15 protein-coding genes are annotated in these 16,304 nt (G+C 68.3%); all 15 read right to left on the reverse strand.

The genetic code is table 11. The features are described from left to right. Positions 1 to 62: 62 nt before the first annotated feature. Positions 63 to 2,342, reverse strand: a complete 2,280-nt coding sequence (locus tag DA1_RS14115) for a S41 family peptidase (protein ID WP_034393901.1) — start codon at positions 2,340 to 2,342, stop codon at positions 63 to 65. Continuing rightward, complete coding sequence (tssH, locus tag DA1_RS14120; RefSeq protein ID WP_034393899.1) at positions 2,339 to 5,080, reverse strand: type VI secretion system ATPase TssH; 2,742 nt, start codon at positions 5,078 to 5,080, stop codon at positions 2,339 to 2,341. Before tssH ends, DA1_RS14115 begins: the two co-directional genes overlap by 4 nt. A gap of 49 nt (positions 5,081 to 5,129) precedes the next feature. Beyond that, positions 5,130 to 5,693, reverse strand: coding sequence for a hypothetical protein (locus DA1_RS14125; protein ID WP_080736895.1), 564 nt, complete (start codon positions 5,691 to 5,693; stop codon positions 5,130 to 5,132). A gap of 4 nt (positions 5,694 to 5,697) precedes the next feature. After that, a complete protein-coding gene (locus DA1_RS31335) occupies positions 5,698 to 5,952 on the reverse strand; it encodes a hypothetical protein (protein WP_230590835.1) in 255 nt (84 codons plus the stop codon). A gap of 370 nt (positions 5,953 to 6,322) precedes the next feature. Beyond that, positions 6,323 to 7,162: a hypothetical protein gene (locus DA1_RS14135; protein ID WP_034393896.1), complete on the reverse strand. Its 840-nt coding sequence runs from the start codon at positions 7,160 to 7,162 to the stop codon at positions 6,323 to 6,325. 24 nt (positions 7,163 to 7,186) lie between these two features. After that, positions 7,187 to 8,377, reverse strand: coding sequence for a type VI secretion system baseplate subunit TssG (gene tssG, locus DA1_RS14140; protein WP_034393893.1), 1,191 nt, complete (start codon positions 8,375 to 8,377; stop codon positions 7,187 to 7,189). Then, a complete protein-coding gene (gene tssF / locus DA1_RS14145; RefSeq protein ID WP_034393890.1) occupies positions 8,374 to 10,248 on the reverse strand; it encodes a type VI secretion system baseplate subunit TssF in 1,875 nt (624 codons plus the stop codon). The genes tssG and tssF overlap by 4 nt, the downstream gene beginning before the upstream one ends. A 23-nt stretch (positions 10,249 to 10,271) precedes the next feature. Then, a complete protein-coding gene (gene tssE / locus DA1_RS14150; RefSeq protein ID WP_012205683.1) occupies positions 10,272 to 10,826 on the reverse strand; it encodes a type VI secretion system baseplate subunit TssE in 555 nt (184 codons plus the stop codon). Positions 10,827 to 10,835: 9 nt separating this feature from the next. Beyond that, positions 10,836 to 11,300, reverse strand: coding sequence for a DUF4087 domain-containing protein (locus DA1_RS14155; protein ID WP_230590833.1), 465 nt, complete (start codon positions 11,298 to 11,300; stop codon positions 10,836 to 10,838). Further along, positions 11,297 to 12,193, reverse strand: a complete 897-nt coding sequence (locus DA1_RS14160; protein WP_034393887.1) for a lysozyme family protein — start codon at positions 12,191 to 12,193, stop codon at positions 11,297 to 11,299. The genes DA1_RS14155 and DA1_RS14160 overlap by 4 nt, the downstream gene beginning before the upstream one ends. Positions 12,194 to 12,233: 40 nt before the next feature. Further along, a complete protein-coding gene (locus tag DA1_RS14165; RefSeq protein ID WP_034393884.1) occupies positions 12,234 to 13,040 on the reverse strand; it encodes a type VI secretion system accessory protein TagJ in 807 nt (268 codons plus the stop codon). Positions 13,041 to 13,088: 48 nt separating this feature from the next. Further along, entirely contained in the window at positions 13,089 to 13,628 is a 540-nt protein-coding gene (locus DA1_RS14170) for a hypothetical protein (RefSeq protein WP_230590831.1), read from the reverse strand. Between the two features lie 29 nt (positions 13,629 to 13,657). Then, a complete protein-coding gene (locus DA1_RS14175; protein ID WP_013802359.1) occupies positions 13,658 to 14,029 on the reverse strand; it encodes a hypothetical protein in 372 nt (123 codons plus the stop codon). A gap of 117 nt (positions 14,030 to 14,146) precedes the next feature. After that, complete coding sequence (gene tssC / locus DA1_RS14180; protein ID WP_012205676.1) at positions 14,147 to 15,640, reverse strand: type VI secretion system contractile sheath large subunit; 1,494 nt, start codon at positions 15,638 to 15,640, stop codon at positions 14,147 to 14,149. 28 nt (positions 15,641 to 15,668) lie between these two features. Beyond that, positions 15,669 to 16,211, reverse strand: coding sequence for a type VI secretion system contractile sheath small subunit (tssB, locus tag DA1_RS14185; protein ID WP_013802360.1), 543 nt, complete (start codon positions 16,209 to 16,211; stop codon positions 15,669 to 15,671). Positions 16,212 to 16,304 lie beyond the last annotated feature (93 nt).

Raw genomic sequence — 16,304 nt, forward strand, 5'->3', positions numbered from 1 at the left:
GGCTGGCTGGTAATGGCAAGTGGCATGTTCAGGGGTCTCCGTAAGGCGATGGATGGCTGGGCCTAGCGCGATGCCTGCGCAGCGCGGGCGCGTTCCAGGTGGAGCACGGCGGCGTCCAGCAGCGGGTCGCCGCCGGCCTGGATGGAGGCGGTGAAGGCCGCGTCCACGGGCACGCGCAGGCGCGGGGTTACGCCTTGGGCCTGTGCAGCGGTGTTGTTGCCGCCAGCGGGGCCGGTTTCTGCGAGCAGGGGGACTTGCACGATGAAGCCAGCTGGCAGGTGCACGCGCGTGGCGGGGCCGGTGGCGCCGGCCGTGGCGCTGGTGGCGACGATGTCGGCACGCTGGCTGTGCTGCAGCCAGGCAGCGAATAGTTCGCAGGGGCCGGCGCAGCCGGGGCCGGTGAGCACGGCGACGGGAGCCGTGAAGGGCGTGCCCGAGGCGGCCAGGGGCAGCTGGGCCGGCAGGCCCAGGCCGCCACGGCTGCGCCAGACGCGGGCGGCGGGGTCGAACAGGCGCTGGGCGGCGTCCTGCATGCGCAGCGGCTTGTCGCGCGTGTAGAGCGAGGCCAGCATGTGGGGCACCAGCTGGTAGGCGTCGTCGCCCCGGTGGGCGCGCAGGTCGATGATCAGGCCCGTGACCCTGGCCTGGGTGGCGGCGGCCAAGGTGCCCTCCCAGCGGTTGAGCTGGCCGGTGGCGCCGTCGGCAAAGCTGTCGAGGGCGATGTAGGCCAGGTTGCCGCCCTGGGCGCTGCGCAGCAGGAAGGAGGCGAGGGCGGGCTCGGCCGCAGGCAGGGCCGTGGTGGCGGCCGCGGCGGCGTCCAGGCGCAGGGTCTGTTCCTGGTTGCTGGATGCGCTGTTGGGTGTGCCGGCTGCGGTGCGCAGGCTCAGCGTGGCGGGCGTGCCCAGGTCCAGCGCGAGCAGATCGGCGCGGCGGGCGTCGGCACCGGCGCGCAGCGAGGCGGGGGCAATGCGGTCCAGGTAGCGTGCCGGGCTTTCCCCTTCGATGGCGAGGATGTCGCTGCCGGGCTGCAGGCCCGCCTTGGCGGCGGCAGAGCCTGGCGCCACGCTGGTGATGGCGATGTGGCCGTCCTCGCGCAGCCAGGTGCGCGGCATGGGCAGGTTGACGCTGCCGCGTGCCAGCAGCTGCGGTGACAGGCCCCGGTCTGTGCGGGCAGGCCAGGCCTGGCCGCCGGGCAGCAGAACGCGGTATTGGCCATCGCCCAGGCGCTGGCCCATTTCTGCCAGGGCCTGGGCCTGTGTGGCGCTGTCGCCGCGCTCGGCGGCGGTCTGCAGGCGCTGGCCGTAGTCGGCACGCAGCTTGCCGGCATCAAAGCCGCTGGCGGCCGCCAGCGGGTGGCGCTCGGCAATGAGGCCGATGAGGGCCTGGGCCGCATCGCCTGCGCCCAGGCGGGACAGGTCGATGTCCTGAGCGGGCTGGACGGCATGGAAGGCCAGGGCGATTTCCCGGGCGCGGTCGAAGCGCAGGGCCTGCGGCTCCAGGGTGACCACGGTGTAGCCGCGCGGCAGGGTGACCATGGGATCGTCGGCGGTGAACAGGCGCCCGTCGGCGCCAAAGCCGGAAGGGAAGCGCTGCGTGGCATCGCTGGCCCAGACCAGCAGCTTGCCGCCCGTGGGCTCCAGGATGTCGCCGCTTTGGCGCGGCCATTCGGTGCGCACCGAGCTGGCGCGCAGCATGGCGTGCTGCTCTATGGCGTCGAGGCTGCGCCGGCCCGCGCGCTGGGGCACGTCGGCGTGGACGGACAGGGCGAAGATGCGCACGCCCCGGCCACCGGGGCGCGCGCGGCCGGTGGACAGGTCATAGGTCGTGCCTTCGGGGTCGCTGGGCAGTTCGATGGCCACGCCGGTGCTGTCGCCGCGCGGCAGGGCCAGCCATTGCGACTTGGCTGGCGCCACATGGGCGGCCTGGCGCTGCACGAGGTACGGCCCCTGGTCCATGAGCGCGACCACGGCCTGGCCGCGCCGGGCGCTGTCCGTCCAGGCGTCGCCCAGCACGGCCATGACGCGGCGTGGGCCGCCCTGGTCGTCCTGCACGGGGGCGGCGCCGTAGGGCGGCGACTGTGCCGCCTCGGGCTGGGCCTGGTTGCGGTCCCACCAGGCACGGGCCTCGCTGGCGGCACCGGTGGCCGCGTTGGTGGCCGTGCTGGCTGCGCTGCGGCCGGCCTCCAGCGCCTGCTGGCCGGCCGTGGCGGCGCCCGAGGCCCGCTGCACGGTGTCGGCAGCCTGGCCGATGGCGCCCAGGTCCAGCGCCTGTGCGGCCGGGGCGGCCAGCAGCGCGGCGGCAATCACTGCCGTGGTGGCGCGTGGAAGACGGCGCCCGCTCATGCGGGCTCCGCAGCGCGGGTGCGCACGTCCAGCGTGAAGTCGTCGCCGCTGGCGCCGGCGTGCAGGCTTTGCAGTTCCTGGCCTTCCACGGTGGCCTGCAGGAAGTGGGTTGCCATGCGCGGCAGCAGGTTCTGGGTGAGGATGCCGTCCACCATGCGCGCGCCGGACTCGACCTCGCTGCAGCGGCGGCGCACCAGGTCCACGGCGGCTTCGTCGAAGCTGAACTGCGCGCCGTGGCGCTCTTCGATGCGCCGCTGTATGCGCAGCATCTGCAACCGGATGATCTGCTCCAGCATGGCGTCCGAGATGGGGTAGTAGGGCACCACCGTCAGGCGGCCCAGCAGCGCGGCGGGAAAGGTCTGCAGCAGCGGCTGGCGCACGGCCTGGGCCAGGCCTTCCGGCGTGGGCGCCAGGTCCGGGTCGCGGCACATGTTGGCGATCAGGTCCGAGCCCACGTTGGAGGTCAGGATGATGACGGTGTTCTTGAAGTCGATGTAGCGGCCCTCGCCGTCCTCCATCCAGCCCTTGTCGAAGACCTGAAAGAACATCTCGTGCACGTCGGAGTGGGCCTTCTCTATTTCATCGAGCAGGACCACGCTGTAGGGGCGGCGGCGCACGGCCTCGGTCAGCACGCCGCCTTCGCCGTAGCCCACGTAGCCCGGTGGCGCGCCCTTGAGGGTGGAGACGGTGTGCGCCTCCTGGAACTCGCTCATGTTGATGGTGATGAGGTTCTGCTCGCCGCCGTACAGGGCTTCGGCCAGGGACAGCGCCGTCTCGGTCTTGCCCACGCCCGAGGGACCGGCCAGCAGGAACACGCCGATGGGCTTGCCCGGGTCGTCCAGCCGCGCGCGCGATGTCTGGATGCGGCGCGTGATGGCCTCCAGGCCGTGGCGCTGGCCGATGACGCGCTTCTCCAGCGTGTCTGCCAGCGAGAGCACGGACTGCACCTCGTCGCGCACCATGCGGCCCACGGGAATGCCGGTCCACTCGGCCACCACGGCGGCGACCACGCCGGCATCGACTACGGGCTGCAGCAGCGGGGCATCACCCTGCAGCTCGGCGAGCTGGCGGCGCAGCGCTTCCAGCGCGGCCACGCTGGGGGGCTCGGCAGGTTCGGTTGCGGTGGCTTCGGCGGCCGTTTCCGGCGCCGCAGCGGACGGGTCTGCGGCGGCGCCGGTGGAGAAGACGGGCGGCTTCAGGCCCATGAGGGCGGCCTCGGTTTCCAGGATGCGGCGGGCCAGCGCGCTTTCCTGGCCGAAGCGCTCGGCCAGCGTGGCCTGGCGGTCGCGCAGGCTGGCCAGGTCGGTTTCCAGCGCCTGCAGGCGCTCGGCCGTGGGCAGGCCGAGGGCGGCCTCGCGCAGCAGCACTTCCTGCTCCACGCCCAGGGCCTCGATGCGGCGCTGCACGGCTTCCAGCTGGGCGGGCGTGGCATGCAGGGCCATGGCCACGCGCGAGCAGGCCGTGTCCAGCAGGCTGACGGCCTTGTCGGGCAGCTGGCGCGAGGGAATGTAGCGGTGCGACAGGCTGACGGCCGCGGCCACCGCGTCGGCCGCAATGCGCACCTGGTGGTGGTTTTCCAGCTTGGCGGCCACGCCGCGCAGCATGTCCACGGCGCGGGGCTCGTCGGGCTCGTGCACCTGAACGAGCTGGAAGCGGCGTGTCAGGGCCGGGTCTTTTTCGATGTATTTCTTGTACTCGGCCCAGGTGGTGGCGCCGATGGTGCGCAGCGTGCCGCGCGCCAGGGCGGGCTTGAGCAGGTTGGCGGCATCGCCCGTACCGGCCTGGCCGCCCGCGCCCACCAGGGTGTGGACTTCGTCGATGAAGAGCACGATGGGCGTGGTGCTGGACTGCACGGCGTCCAGCAGGCCGCGCAGGCGGTTCTCGAACTCGCCCTTCATGCTGGCGCCGGCCTGCAGCAGGCCCACGTCCAGCACGCGCAGCTCCACGCCCTGCAGCGGCGGCGGCACGTCGCCCTGGGCGATGCGCAGGGCCAGGCCCTCGACCACGGCGGTTTTGCCCACGCCGGCCTCGCCCACCAGGATGGGGTTGTTCTGGCGGCGGCGCAGCAGGATGTCCACCATCTGGCGCACTTCGTCGTCGCGGCCCGTGACCGGGTCCAGCTCGCCCGCCTTGGCGCGGGCCGTCAGGTCCACGGTGTATTGCTGCAGCGCGCCGCCCTGGCCGGGCGCGGTGCCCGTGGCCTGGCTGGCTTCGCCCGGCGTGCCTTCCAGCCCGCTGCCGTCGGCCGCGCGCATGCGTGCCTCGGGCGAGTCGGGCAGCAGGCGGGCGAAGGCGTCGCTGAGCGCGGGCTCGGAGATCTTGTCGAATTCGCGCGAGATGGAACGCAGCTCATTGGCCAGCGAGCGCGTGCGCACCATGCCCGACAGCAGATAGGCGCTGCGGATCTGGCTGTCGTTGAACATCAGCGTGGCATAGACCCAGCCGCGCTCGATGGCGGTCTCTATGTGCTCGGAGAAGTCGCTGATCGAGGTGGCGCCGCGCGGCAGCTGGTCCAGGCGGCGCAGCACGTCGGCGGCCAGGCGGTCGGAGGCGATGTCGAAGTGGCGCAGGATGCGGATCAGGTCGCAATCGTTTTCCTGCAGCAGCTGGTGCAGCCAGTGCACCAGCTCCACATAGGGATTGCCGCGCAGCTTGCAGAACACGGTGGCGCCTTCCAGCGACTTGAACAGCAGCGGGTTGAGCTTGCCGAAGAGGGATTGGCGGCTGATTTCTGTCATGGGTCTTGGGTGCGAAAAAAAGTGGATGAATGGGGGCCGGGCATGCCGGCTAGCGGAGGGGGCGGACTTCGACCTTGCGGCCCTTGGCCTGGCACTGCGCCAGCAGCCGGTCGACCCAGGCGCGTTCGACGAGGAAGCTGCTGCCGGTCGTTTCCTGCGCCGTTTCACGGACGTCGGTGGCGAGGTGGATGGTCTTGGCTTCAGACAAGGCATCGCCATCCCATTGCGCTTCATCCGGCGATGGTTTGGCGGTGAAGCGGCGCTGTCCCAGATTGGCGATCTGGCGACCTTCGAGCCAGACCATCCAGACCGACGATCGCGCAGGGACTGCGCTGCGGTTGTGCTGTTGCACGAAGCAAAAGCGCTGGAGGGCTGCAGGCTTTCCGGGGCCAGTCGATGCCTGGCGGCTCTTCAAATAGAGACGCAGGGCGGCTGGAGAAGGAATCAGGGATTGCGCCGGACGCGAGAAATCGGAGGCCCGCCCGCTTTCAGGCGCTGCCAGCAAAGGCAGTGCCGATCCCGCAAGGGTGGCCAGCAGACACCTTGCGAGCAGGCGACGGCCTTGCCTGACACGGCATGGGCCGGGAAAGCGGTTGCGTCCGATATGCGGCATGCGGCTATCGAGCAGGAGTCACTTTGATGGTGCGGCCCTTGGCCTTGCACTGCGCCAGCAGTCTGTTCACCCAGGCGCGTTCGACGAGAAAGCTGCTGCCGGTGATTTCCTCTGCCGTTTCACGGACGTCTGTGGCGAGGTGGATGGACTTGCTTCGTGCCAAGCCTTGGCCGTCTTCTTCGGCCTCTTGCGCCGTCGCGTGGACCTGGGCCGGCAGCCGACCCAGATTGAGAATCTCGCCGCCGTCTTGCCAGATCATCCAGACGAAGGGTCCTGGATCTTCGGGTGGCGTGGAGCGCTGCTGGACAAAGCAAAAGTGCTGGGGCCTCCCCGCCATGGATGTGCCTGCACGCCTTTCCTTGAGCTGAAGGTAGGCGCGCAGCACGGTGGGCGAGGGGATGCTTGCCTTGCTGGGGCGCGAAAAGTCGGCGGGAACGGGATCTCGGGGTGCTGCTGGTGTTGGCGTAGCGGTGGCGTTGTCTGCCGCTTCAGATGTATGGGCAGGCGCGGAGACAGACAGAGCCAGCGTGGCCACTAGACATGCAGTCCATCGTATGCGGCAGGCGGGTAGCCAGGAACTCTTTGGTTGTGGCATGGGCATGGTGTCGGGAGTTGGTGGGACAGGGTCTTCAGTCCTGCTTGCGCAGTCGGGCATGCGTGTAGAAGGTGTTGCCCATGAGCGTGGCGTGCACCTTGAAATCCGGACCGGGCGAACCACTGCCTTCCGATCGCCAGGCATACAGGCCGGTGCTTGTGGGATCCGCAGCGAGCGGTTCGGAGGCAACAGTGATGGCCGCTTGTACAAACTGCTGGTACGCCGTCCGCTTGCCATGCAGGCCGTTGTTGGCGATCTGCAGGTAGTCCGTGAGGTTTTCCTGCATGTTTTGGTTCAGCGTGGGATAGGTCGGAAAGCCATGGAACTGCACCATGCCTCGGTCGTTGGCCTTGATGATGTCGGCGATGGTGGTTGCACCGCGGGCCATGAACTCCTCGGGCTTGCCGCTCTTGAGCCGGTTCTCGATGACGCGACGCATCCAGCGCATGGACGTCAGGACGTCGGAAGCTTTCCATGCGACGTTTCGGGGGGCGCCGTCTGGCGAGAAGTTCTCGGCCAGCAGCAGGCGTACCAGCATCCCCTCCGTCGTCTTCTCCGCAGGCAGCGAAATGCTCTTCTCCACCTGCACGGTGATGGCTGCGGGCATGACGCTAAGCCCGGTTCCCTGCACCGCCACGATGCTGAGCTTGGTGAGCCCGGGCTGCTGGGCCACGAAGTCGAATTGCCAGCTGTCGGCGCGGGCGTTGTGGGCGGGGGGCTGGGCCGCAAGAATGCTGGGCGCATCGATCCTGGCGCCCAGCTTGTAGGTCTTTGCGACGGCCTCGATCTTGACGCGCAGGCGGTTGCCTTCGACCAGCGTCAGCGTGGAAGGGACCGGTGCGTTGTGCAGGAACTTGATCTGTACGGTGGGCATGTGTGCGAGCAGGGAAGTGGTGATTCAGTGGTTCGGTGATTCAGTGGTTCGAGGGCTGGGGCCGGGGCGCCGGCCCCGCACGGGCTGGCGGCGCTGGCGCAGCCAGGCTTCGGGGTCCAGGCGGAAGTCGCGCGCGTCCTGGGCGGGCTCGGCGTGGGTGAGCCAGGTGGTCCAGCCCAGCTGGGTGCTGCTGCCCAGCCGGGCGGCAGGCACTTCCTGGCGGCGCAGCACCAGCACGTAGTCCCAGGCGAATTCGATGCCCAGGTAGTTGCGCACCCAGTCCACCAGGGTCTGGAACAGTGCGGCCTGCGGCAGCAACTGCTGGTATTGCTCCAGGCCCAGCGGGCCGAGCACCAGGCGGAACTTGCTTTGCGCATCGGGCACGCGCGAGCCCACGACGGCGTCCACGCCCAGGCGCGAGTTGCAGGGGCGGCCCTGCAGCCGGGTCTGCTGCTCGGGCTCCAGCTCCAGGTGGTGCAGGCAGTTTTCTTCCAGCCGCACGGGAATCTGGAAGTAGTGCGACAGGGCCTGGCACAGGCCTTCGGGGTTGCGCGTCCAGCGGGTCAGATGGCCGGCCATGAAGCGCTTGGCGTGGTCGGGCACGTCGTCGCGCGCGCGCTGGCTGGGCAGGCCGGCGCCTATGAAACTGTCTATGTAGCGGCCAAAGGGGTCTTCGCCCGGGCGGTCCAGCGATGCGGTGGGCTGTGCGTCCGACCAGGCGCGGAACAGCAGCAGCAGCATGCGGTGGTGAAAGATGTCGGAAAAGCGTGCCAGCGTGGCGTCGTCATGCTGACGCAGGCGCTCGCGCACGTATTCGGTGATGTGCGTGGGCAGCGGGCCGTTGGGGCCGTAGAGGCCGAAGTTCCAGACCGTCATGCGCTCGGGCTCGCCGGCGCGCGAGGGCAGGATTTCTGCAATGGTGGCGGGGGCGAAGGCCAGCGACGGGTCCTGGCCCAGGCGCAGCGGCTCGTCCTTGGGGCGCGTGGCCTGGCCCAGGCGCGGCAGCGCGGGATGGCGTGCCTGCAGGTAGCGCAGGCTGTGCATCAGGTCGAACTGGTAGGGCTTGGCGCTCAGGCGCTGCCAGAACAGGCGCGCCCGAGCGTCGTCGGGCCCGGCGGCCTGCACGGGCGCACGCGCGGGCGCCGGAGCTGGAGCCGGAGCCGCCGACTGGAGGTGCTCCGGTTCGGGCAGCGGGGCGTGGGCGGCGTTGCTCATATGCCGGGCCTTTGTCCGGGGCGCGGAGTCCAGCGCGCGACGGGGCCGCGCTGGCGCGAGTGCAGCTGCAGCTCGGTGAAGCTGTTGACGCCCACATGGCGGGCGAAGAATCGCTCCAGCACATTGGACAGGGGCCAGGGGCTGACGCCGGCCATGGCCGGCTCGTCCACGCTCAGGTGTACGCCCACGCCGCGGCCGTAGACCAGCTGGCGGTGCTGGGGCAGGCGGCGCGTGATGGGTTCGATGCGCATGCCCTGGATGGCGGCGATCTGCCCGGCCAGCTGGTGGTTGCCCAGGTCCAGGTACAGGCGCAGCAGCTCCTGCAGCGTGGCCGCGCCTTCCTCGTCGGACAGATCGGTCATGGCCAGGTAGTTCAGGCTCAGGTGGGAGATCAATCGCCAGGTCAGGCCTCCGTCGGCCACGGCGGGGATGGGCGCGCTGGGGCCGGCGATGGCGCGGGCCCATTCCACGGGCGCCGATTCCTGCAGCGCAAAGTCGCCGCCCGGCTGGTTGACGCGCATGAGCAGGGGCAGGTCGCGGTTGGTGCACAGGGTGTGCATGGACAGCTGCTTGAGGTCGTCGGAGAACGGGGCCTCGCGCTGGTCCACCAGGGAGATGAAGACTTCCGAGCCCAGGTACTGCGTGCGTGGGCCGCTGCGCAGGCTGCGCTCGGAAAACAGCCGGGGCTCGCGCCGCGTGGTGAAGTAGGCCTGCTCGGTGGAGTGCAGGCCGTGCGTGGATGCGTACAGCGGCGCGAATTCGCGGTCCTGGGTCTTGCCTTCGTGGTGGCCGGTGACAGCCTGCACGCCGTAGACCTCGAAGTCCAGCGGCCGCGTGCGGTCGGGAATGACGTGGTACTCGTGCACGTTGGAGGCCACATGCAGGCGGTCCGCCGTGTACTCGAACAGGTTGATGGCCGGAATGCAGTGCATCAGCAGCTTGGCCGCGTCGATCTGCGGCTCCAGCGTGGGCGCGGCGCGGCGCAGCAGCACGGTGATGCCCACGCCGTCATGGGCAATGCGGCGCATGCTGCGCGACAGGCCGTTGATCGAGAAAAACCGCTGCCGCGCGGGAAACGCAAAGTACTCGTGCAGCAGACGGTGGCCCTGGAAGGCGCGGTGCGAATAGGGAATCAGCGCCTGCTCGGTGTCATGGCCTTCGGCGCGCAGTGCATCGGGCTGCAGCACGTCCCAGACCTGGCGCGGGTCCTGCGGGTGGTGGACCACGATGGCCAGCGTCTGCGTGTGGATGAGCTCCTGCAGGTGGGAGGCGACGACATCGCCCGCATGGATGTAGACCCACAACTGGTCCATCGCCAGTTGCATGCACTGCGAGGCGTCCAGCGTGGCCAGCTGCAGGCGCAGGTGGCCGCCGGCCTCGCCCAGCTGGGGTACCAGCGCATGGGGCAGGTCCAGCGCCGGGCCGCCCAGGCGCGCCTGGCGTATCTCCAGCGGCCACAGCGTCAGCGGCCCGCCGGTGCGGAATTCGCAGATGGTCTGCTCTTCCTGTGACTTGTGGGTGCGCAGCACGCTGCCAGAGGGCAGGGTGAATCCGTCCACGAGGTTGCCTTCCTTGGCGCTGGGCTTGAGCTGGACTACCACCATGGATGGCGTGGGCGCCAGGTAGTGGGGGCACACCATCTCCATCATGCGCTGGGACAGGCGCGGAAACTCCGCATCCATCTTCAGCTGAATGCGCGCGCTCAGAAAGCTGAAGCCTTCCAGCAGGCGCTCCACATAGGGGTCGGCCACATCGGTGTCGTGCAGGGAAAGGCGGCCCGCCACCTTGGGGAAGGCGGCGGCGAACTCGGCGCCCAGCTCGCGCAGATAGGCCAGTTCGCGGTTGTAGTACTCGACGAGGCGGGGATTCATGGTGTGTGTGGCGGCGTCCGGGCTCAGGCCCTGAGGTTTTGCAGCGAGACCTGGCCGGTCTCCAGGTCCAGGCTGGTCTTGAGCAGCAGCTCCAGCGGATAGGGCATGGACCAGAACTGGCAGCGGATCTCGAACTGCAGCGTGTTGTGGTGGTTGAGCTGCTCGGTGGAGGCCAGCAGCGTCACGGCCAGCGTCTTGGGCAGGATGCGCGGCTCGAAGGCCAGGATGCTTTCGCGGATGCTGCGCTCCACATGGCTCCAGTCCAGCTCGGAAAGCAGCTGGCCGGCCAGCGGCGGCATGCCGTAGTTGATGACCGAGCGCTGCACATGCTCCAGCCCCTCCATCTCCACGTGGTCCCAGGCATCGCGCGCATTGAGCAGCCAGCCCAGGTCGCGCAGCAGAGCCTCGCGCAGGCGGGATTCGTTCACGAAGACCGCATCGGGCCGCTCGGTGCGCAGATGGGGCTCATGGTCGGTCAGCCGGTCCAGCAGGGCGGGCTGCAGCCGGTCCTTGGCTGCGGTCGCCTGGTTCTGGCGCGTGCGCAGCGTGGGCATGGGGTTGAGGGGACTGGGGCGCATGGACGGTCCTCAAGGGCCAGTGCGGCCCGAATCGGCCAGTGGGTTCTCGGGCTCCTTGCCTTTCAGTGCAGGGTCCTTGCGACAGGCTGAGAGAGGCCGTGCACGTGCAGAGAAGATCTGCACGATCTGCTCTTTGCCATTGTCAGTGGACACCTTCAGGCAGGCACAGCCATAACCGGCACTGCCATGACTTGTGCGCACCCAGTCACGGTCCGTGAAACGCGGCCATTCGCCGCGCGCCTGGTGGCCGCCCTGCTGGCCGATGGTCCATTCGGCCTGGCTGTCGGTCAGCGATGCATTGCCCGGGGTGGGGTTGTCGAACCAGCCACAGCGCATGGCATTGGACGGGCCGGGGCCTGCAGCTGATGCAAGCCATGGGCCCACGCACATTACGGCGGCCAGCAGAATGCGCGGGCAGCGAAGAGTGGCCGGGAACGGGGTGGCACTTGCTTTTGGCATTGTCTTGTCCTTCATGGCGTGGCGGTGGCTGCCGGTTTGAGGACGCGGGCCTCCAGGAGGATGGCCTGGAACTTGGTGGCGATGGCTGCGATGTCGGTGGCATGGTCGCTGCCGTTGACCATGCGCCGCGCACCGACGTAGTCCGTGGCACTGCCCAGGAAGAACTGACTGAAGCGTCGGCCGTTGGCAAAACCTTCCCCGGTACGCATGCCATGTGACATGAGGGCGTAGGCCACCTCGGGTGTCTTGACCAGTTCGGGGTCCAGCAACAGGCCCATGCCTCGGCCCACGGCCACGCCGGCGGCTGCATAGTTGGACCACCAGGTGAGCTGGACGTAGCCGCGCCCGTAGAACGCCTGCTCGGCACCGTCGTCCGTTTCGTAGGCCTTGACGGCGGCGCCGCCATCCTTGGTGCCCATGACCGCCTTGGCCTGGCGGGGCGTCACGGAGCCATTGGGAGAGACGTAAAACTGGTCTCCATCCTGTTCGGTGATGCGTATCCTGCCGTCAGGCTGCATCTTGATCTTCACGGGCTCGTGATAGCGCCGCCCCTTGCCCTTACCCGCCTCGTTGACAGGCGCCATGGTCATCAGCCATTTGCGCTCGCGCACGACGATGGGGCGCTTGTGCTTGTCCAGAAGCGGCTGACCCTTCTTGTTGACTGCGATCCGTTCCACACTGGTCGGAGAGGTCGTCTCCCACATCACGGTAGCCAGCATGTAGGCCGCGTAGCGGATGTCGTTGATGCCGGGGTCCTTTTCGATCATGCCCAGCAGTTGGGCGGCGGCAGGAATGGCAGCGGCATCGAACCGCGCGTCCTTGCCGAACTGCTGCATGAACTCGCGCTGGAACACCGCGCGGTCGTAAGTGCCTGCGTATTGGAAGCTGGGTGTAGTCTTGTTGGTCATGCGTGTCGATATGGATAGGCAGTCATTGGGGCAGGCCAGATCAGCCGACGGTCTCCAGCGCCAGCTGGCGCACTTGCAGCATGGGAAAGTCCTCGGAGTCGGTGACCCAGGTGCGTTGGCCGTGTCCGGCCACGTGGCCCGAGGATTCGTCAGGATCGGAGGCATCTGTGTCCAGCGGGCTCCACTGCGTGCGGCGCGACATGCGGACGGCGTCGTCATCGCCGGGCGCCAGCGGATAGCGCGCGGGCATGAAGCCCTGCAGCGCGCCGCCCTCGCGCAGCGTGACCTCGCAGGGCAGCCAGATCAGGTCGCGCAGGTCCTGCACGGGCTCGAAGCCGATCTGTGCAATGGCGTCGAAGGGCAGCCAGTAGTAGCTGCCGTGCGCCAGCAGCTCGCAGACGGGCCCCAGGCGGGTATCGCTGTCGGCCAGCCATTCGAAGCGGTGCTCGCCCATGTGGCCGGCCGTGGCGGGCGCTTCGTCCAGGGCGCGGGCGCGCAGGTCCTGGGCGGCCGCTCCTTCATGGGCCAGGGCGTCGATCAGGCAGGCCAGCCATTGCGCGGGCTCGCCCATGAGAAAGGGCTTTTTCTTGCCGGCGAAGACCTCGGCGCGCAGCACTTCGCAGCGGATGGCCTCGCGGTAGGCGCGCGCCATAGGCTCGCACGACGGGTCGAGCTGGGCGCACAGCTGCAGCTGCTCCAGCGCCTTTTGCCATTCGCCCAGCACGCACAGCAGCTGGAAGTAGTAGACGCGCAGGGGCGCCGAGGCCGGTGCCTGGCGGATCTGGTCCTTCAGAGCCTTGAGTTGCTCGTCCAGGGAAAGCTGTGAGGTGAAGCTGGGCAGGGGCATGGTGAAAACGCAGGAAAAAGAGAGGGGCGGGGTGCGGCTGCGCCCCGGTCAGTCGTCGTAGGAGCGGCAGCCCCAGCGCACGGCGTCGGGCGCCTCGCCGGCCACATGGCCGATGACGATGCGCGGTGGCGTCTCGTCCAGGCCCTTTCTGAGCGGCATGGCGCGCGTGTACTGGGCGGGCAGCTCGCCAAAGCCTTCAAGATCCCAGCGGCTGCGCGCCTGCGGCCGGGCCTTGGTGCGCTGGACCAGCGCCTGCAGGCTGCCCGTGGCGCGCGCCGCGACAATGCTGCCGCTGCCGCCGCGCACGGTGATGGAGGACACCTGCGTGCCATCGATCTCCAGCGGCGTGGCAAACAGATAAAGCAGGTCCAGGCTTTCGCCGGGCGCGCGGTCCACCACGGTCACGCCCTGCGCGCGCAGGCGCTGGGCCAGCGCTTCGTCGCGGCCGTCGGGAAACTCGATGCGGCAATGCAGGGCGTCGGTGAACAGGGTGGTGATGTCCGCTGCCGTGGCAGGTGCGGCTTGCACCGTGGCGCAGGCCGTGCCGGCCAGCAGCAGGGTGAAGAAAGCTTTGGAACAGGCGTTCATGGCGTGGCTCAATGGGCGCATCAGGCGCATCAGGGATGGCGGTAGATCTTGAAAGCGGGCTTGTGGGTGCGGTAGCCGGGGCCTGCCCAGAAACCGTTCTGCTTGAAGTCCGAGATCCAGACGCTTCCGTCGAACATCTGCATGTGGCCGGCGGGCGATGAGGTGAAGCCCTGCATCACCGCCACATCGCCCTTCTTGTAGCCACCTTCGGGCATGGCGTCGTAGCGTGTGAAGCCGGCGGCCACCAGGCTGGTGCCGTAGTCCTTGGCATCGCGCGTGCGCTGCAGTGCGATGCCGCCAGCGCCGATCGCATCGCGCACATAGCGCGCGCAGTAGCCGGCGGAACTGGCGCGGGCATTGGTCTGCAGGGTGGCGACGGCGTTGTCTACATTCCAGGGCATGAAAAGCCTCTCTGAGTTGGGTCCTGGAGGGGAAAGCTTCTCCAGGCCTGTTTCTTGTTATGGGGCCTGGCCCTGGTGCGAGCGTGTCGGCACCAGGAGCCAGGTGGGCGGACAGTCTTACTTCGCGCCCTGCTTCACGGAAGGCAGCTTGGACACCAGGCGCAGCGACACGGTCAGGCCTTCCAGCTGGTAGTGGGGGCGCAGGAAGAACTTGGAGGTGTAGTAGCCGGGGTTGCCCTCGACTTCCTGCACCTGCACCTCGGCGGCGGCCAGGGGCTTGCGGGCCTTGGTTTCCTGCGAGGAGTTGGCCGGGTCGCCGTCCACGTAGTTCATGATCCAGTCGTTGAGCCAGCGCTCCATGTCGGTGCGCTCGCGGAAGGAGCCGATCTTGTCGCGCACGATGCACTTGAGGTAGTGCGCGAAGCGGCAGCAGGCGAACATGTAGGGCAGGCGCGCCGACAGGTTGGCATTGGCCGTGGCGTCGGAGTCGTAGTACTCGGCGGGCTTGGCCAGCGACTGGGCGCCGATGAAGGCGGCCACGTCCGAGTTCTTGCGGTGCACCAGGGGCATGAAGCCGTTCTTGGCGAGCTCGGCCTCGCGGCGGTCGCTGATGGCGATTTCCGTGGGGCACTTCATGTCCACGCCGCCATCGTCGGTGGGGAAGGTGTGGGCCGGCAGGTTGTCCACCGCGCCGCCCGATTCCACGCCGCGGATGGAGGTGCACCAGCCGTAGTACTTGAACGAGCGGTTGATGTTGACCGCCATGGCGTAGGCCGAGTTGGCCCAGCAGTACTTGCCGTGGTCGCCGCTGTCGGTTTCTTCCTCGAAATCGAATTCATCGACCGGGTTGGTGCGCGCGCCGTAGGGCAGGCGTGCCAGGAAGCGGGGCATGGCCAGGCCGATGTACTTGGCGTCGTCGGACTCGCGCAGGCTGCGCCAGGCGGCGTACTCGGTGTTGGTGAAGATCTTGGTCAGGTCGCGCGGGTTGGCCAGCTCCTGCCAGGATTCCATCTGCATGATGGCAGGCGCCGCGCCTGAGATGAAGGGGCAGTGGGCCGCTGCGGCCACCTTGGCCATTTCACCGAGCAGCTCCACGTCCGGCGGGCTGTGGTCGAAGTGGTAGTCGCCCACCAGGCAGCCGAAGGGCTCGCCGCCGAACTGGCCGTACTCTTCTTCGTACACCTTCTTGAAGACAGGGCTCTGGTCCCAGCCCACGCCCTTGAAGCGGCGCATGTTGCGGTGCAGCTCCTTCTTGGAGATGTTCATGACGCGGATCTTGAGCATCTCGTCCACCTCGGTGTTGGTCACCAGGTGGTGCAGACCGCGCCAGGCGCCTTCGAGCTTCTGGTAGTCATCGTGGTGGATGATGCGGTTGATCTGCTCGGACAGCTTGCGGTCGATCTCGGCAATGATGGCCTGCACCGTCTGGTAGGCATCGTTGGACAGCGTGATCGCCGAGCCCAGGGCCTGCTGGGCCAGCGTCTGCACGGCCGCTTCCACGGCTTCGCGGGCCTGGTCGGTCTTGGGCTTGAATTCCTTTTGCAGCAGGCTGCCGAATTCGCTGCCGGCCAGCGCCTGGGTCGATTGTTCGAGTTGGGTTGCGGTATTCATGACGTGCTTGCCTTCCTGATGTGCTGCCTCAAGCCTCGGATGCAGGGCCCAAGGCCTGCGGGGCAGTGATGTTGGGCGCGGCGGCCAGCGACTTGAGCAGCGCAGGGTCCTTGAGCACCTTGCCGATCAGCTCTTCGGCGCCCTGCTTGCCGTCCATGTAGGAAAGCAGGTTGTGCAGCTGGGTGCGGGCCTCCAGCAGCGAGTTGAGCGCGCCCACGCGCCGCGCGATGGCGGCGGGGGAGAAGTCCTCCATGCTCTCGAAGCTCAGGTCGATGTTGAGCTTGCCCTCGCCCGTCAGCGTGTTGTCCACCTGGAACGCAACGCGGGGCTTGATGGACTTCATGCGCGCATCGAAGTTGTCGATGTCGATTTCCAGGAACTTGCGGTCGGCGATTTCGGGCAGCGGATCGACGGGCTTGCCCGACAGATCGGCCAGCACGCCCATCACGAAGGGGATCTGCACCTTCTTTTCCGAGCCGTAGATCTCGACGTCGTACTCGATCTGCACGCGCGGCGCACGGTTGCGCGCGATGAATTTCTGACCACTCTTGCCGGTTTTGGTGAGCGACATGCGGGTGTTCCTTTCAAGAAAAAAATGGGTCGCAGAAGTAAAAAGCCTGGAGTCCCGCCTTGCGGCGGACCGAAGGGCTGAGGGCGCAAGAGG

The sequence above is a fragment of the Delftia acidovorans NBRC 14950 genome (assembly GCF_001598795.1).
Lineage (GTDB): Bacteria > Pseudomonadota > Gammaproteobacteria > Burkholderiales > Burkholderiaceae_C > Comamonas > Comamonas acidovorans.

Excerpts from the sequence above, each read along its gene's own strand:
- DA1_RS14115 (WP_034393901.1), bottom strand. The coding sequence starts at position 2,342 with ATGAGCGGGCGCCGTCTTCCACGCGCCACCACGGCAGTGATTGCCGCC.
- tssH (WP_034393899.1), bottom strand. The coding sequence starts at position 5,080 with ATGACAGAAATCAGCCGCCAATCCCTCTTCGGCAAGCTCAACCCGCTG.
- DA1_RS14125 (WP_080736895.1), bottom strand. The coding sequence starts at position 5,693 with ATGCCGCATATCGGACGCAACCGCTTTCCCGGCCCATGCCGTGTCAGG.
- DA1_RS31335 (WP_230590835.1), bottom strand. The coding sequence starts at position 5,952 with ATGATCTGGCAAGACGGCGGCGAGATTCTCAATCTGGGTCGGCTGCCG.
- DA1_RS14135 (WP_034393896.1), bottom strand. The coding sequence starts at position 7,162 with ATGCCCACCGTACAGATCAAGTTCCTGCACAACGCACCGGTCCCTTCC.
- tssG (WP_034393893.1), bottom strand. The coding sequence starts at position 8,377 with ATGAGCAACGCCGCCCACGCCCCGCTGCCCGAACCGGAGCACCTCCAG.
- tssF (WP_034393890.1), bottom strand. The coding sequence starts at position 10,248 with ATGAATCCCCGCCTCGTCGAGTACTACAACCGCGAACTGGCCTATCTG.
- tssE (WP_012205683.1), bottom strand. The coding sequence starts at position 10,826 with ATGCGCCCCAGTCCCCTCAACCCCATGCCCACGCTGCGCACGCGCCAG.
- DA1_RS14155 (WP_230590833.1), bottom strand. The coding sequence starts at position 11,300 with ATGAAGGACAAGACAATGCCAAAAGCAAGTGCCACCCCGTTCCCGGCC.
- DA1_RS14160 (WP_034393887.1), bottom strand. The coding sequence starts at position 12,193 with ATGACCAACAAGACTACACCCAGCTTCCAATACGCAGGCACTTACGAC.
- DA1_RS14165 (WP_034393884.1), bottom strand. The coding sequence starts at position 13,040 with ATGCCCCTGCCCAGCTTCACCTCACAGCTTTCCCTGGACGAGCAACTC.
- DA1_RS14170 (WP_230590831.1), bottom strand. The coding sequence starts at position 13,628 with ATGAACGCCTGTTCCAAAGCTTTCTTCACCCTGCTGCTGGCCGGCACG.
- DA1_RS14175 (WP_013802359.1), bottom strand. The coding sequence starts at position 14,029 with ATGCCCTGGAATGTAGACAACGCCGTCGCCACCCTGCAGACCAATGCC.
- tssC (WP_012205676.1), bottom strand. The coding sequence starts at position 15,640 with ATGAATACCGCAACCCAACTCGAACAATCGACCCAGGCGCTGGCCGGC.
- tssB (WP_013802360.1), bottom strand. The coding sequence starts at position 16,211 with ATGTCGCTCACCAAAACCGGCAAGAGTGGTCAGAAATTCATCGCGCGC.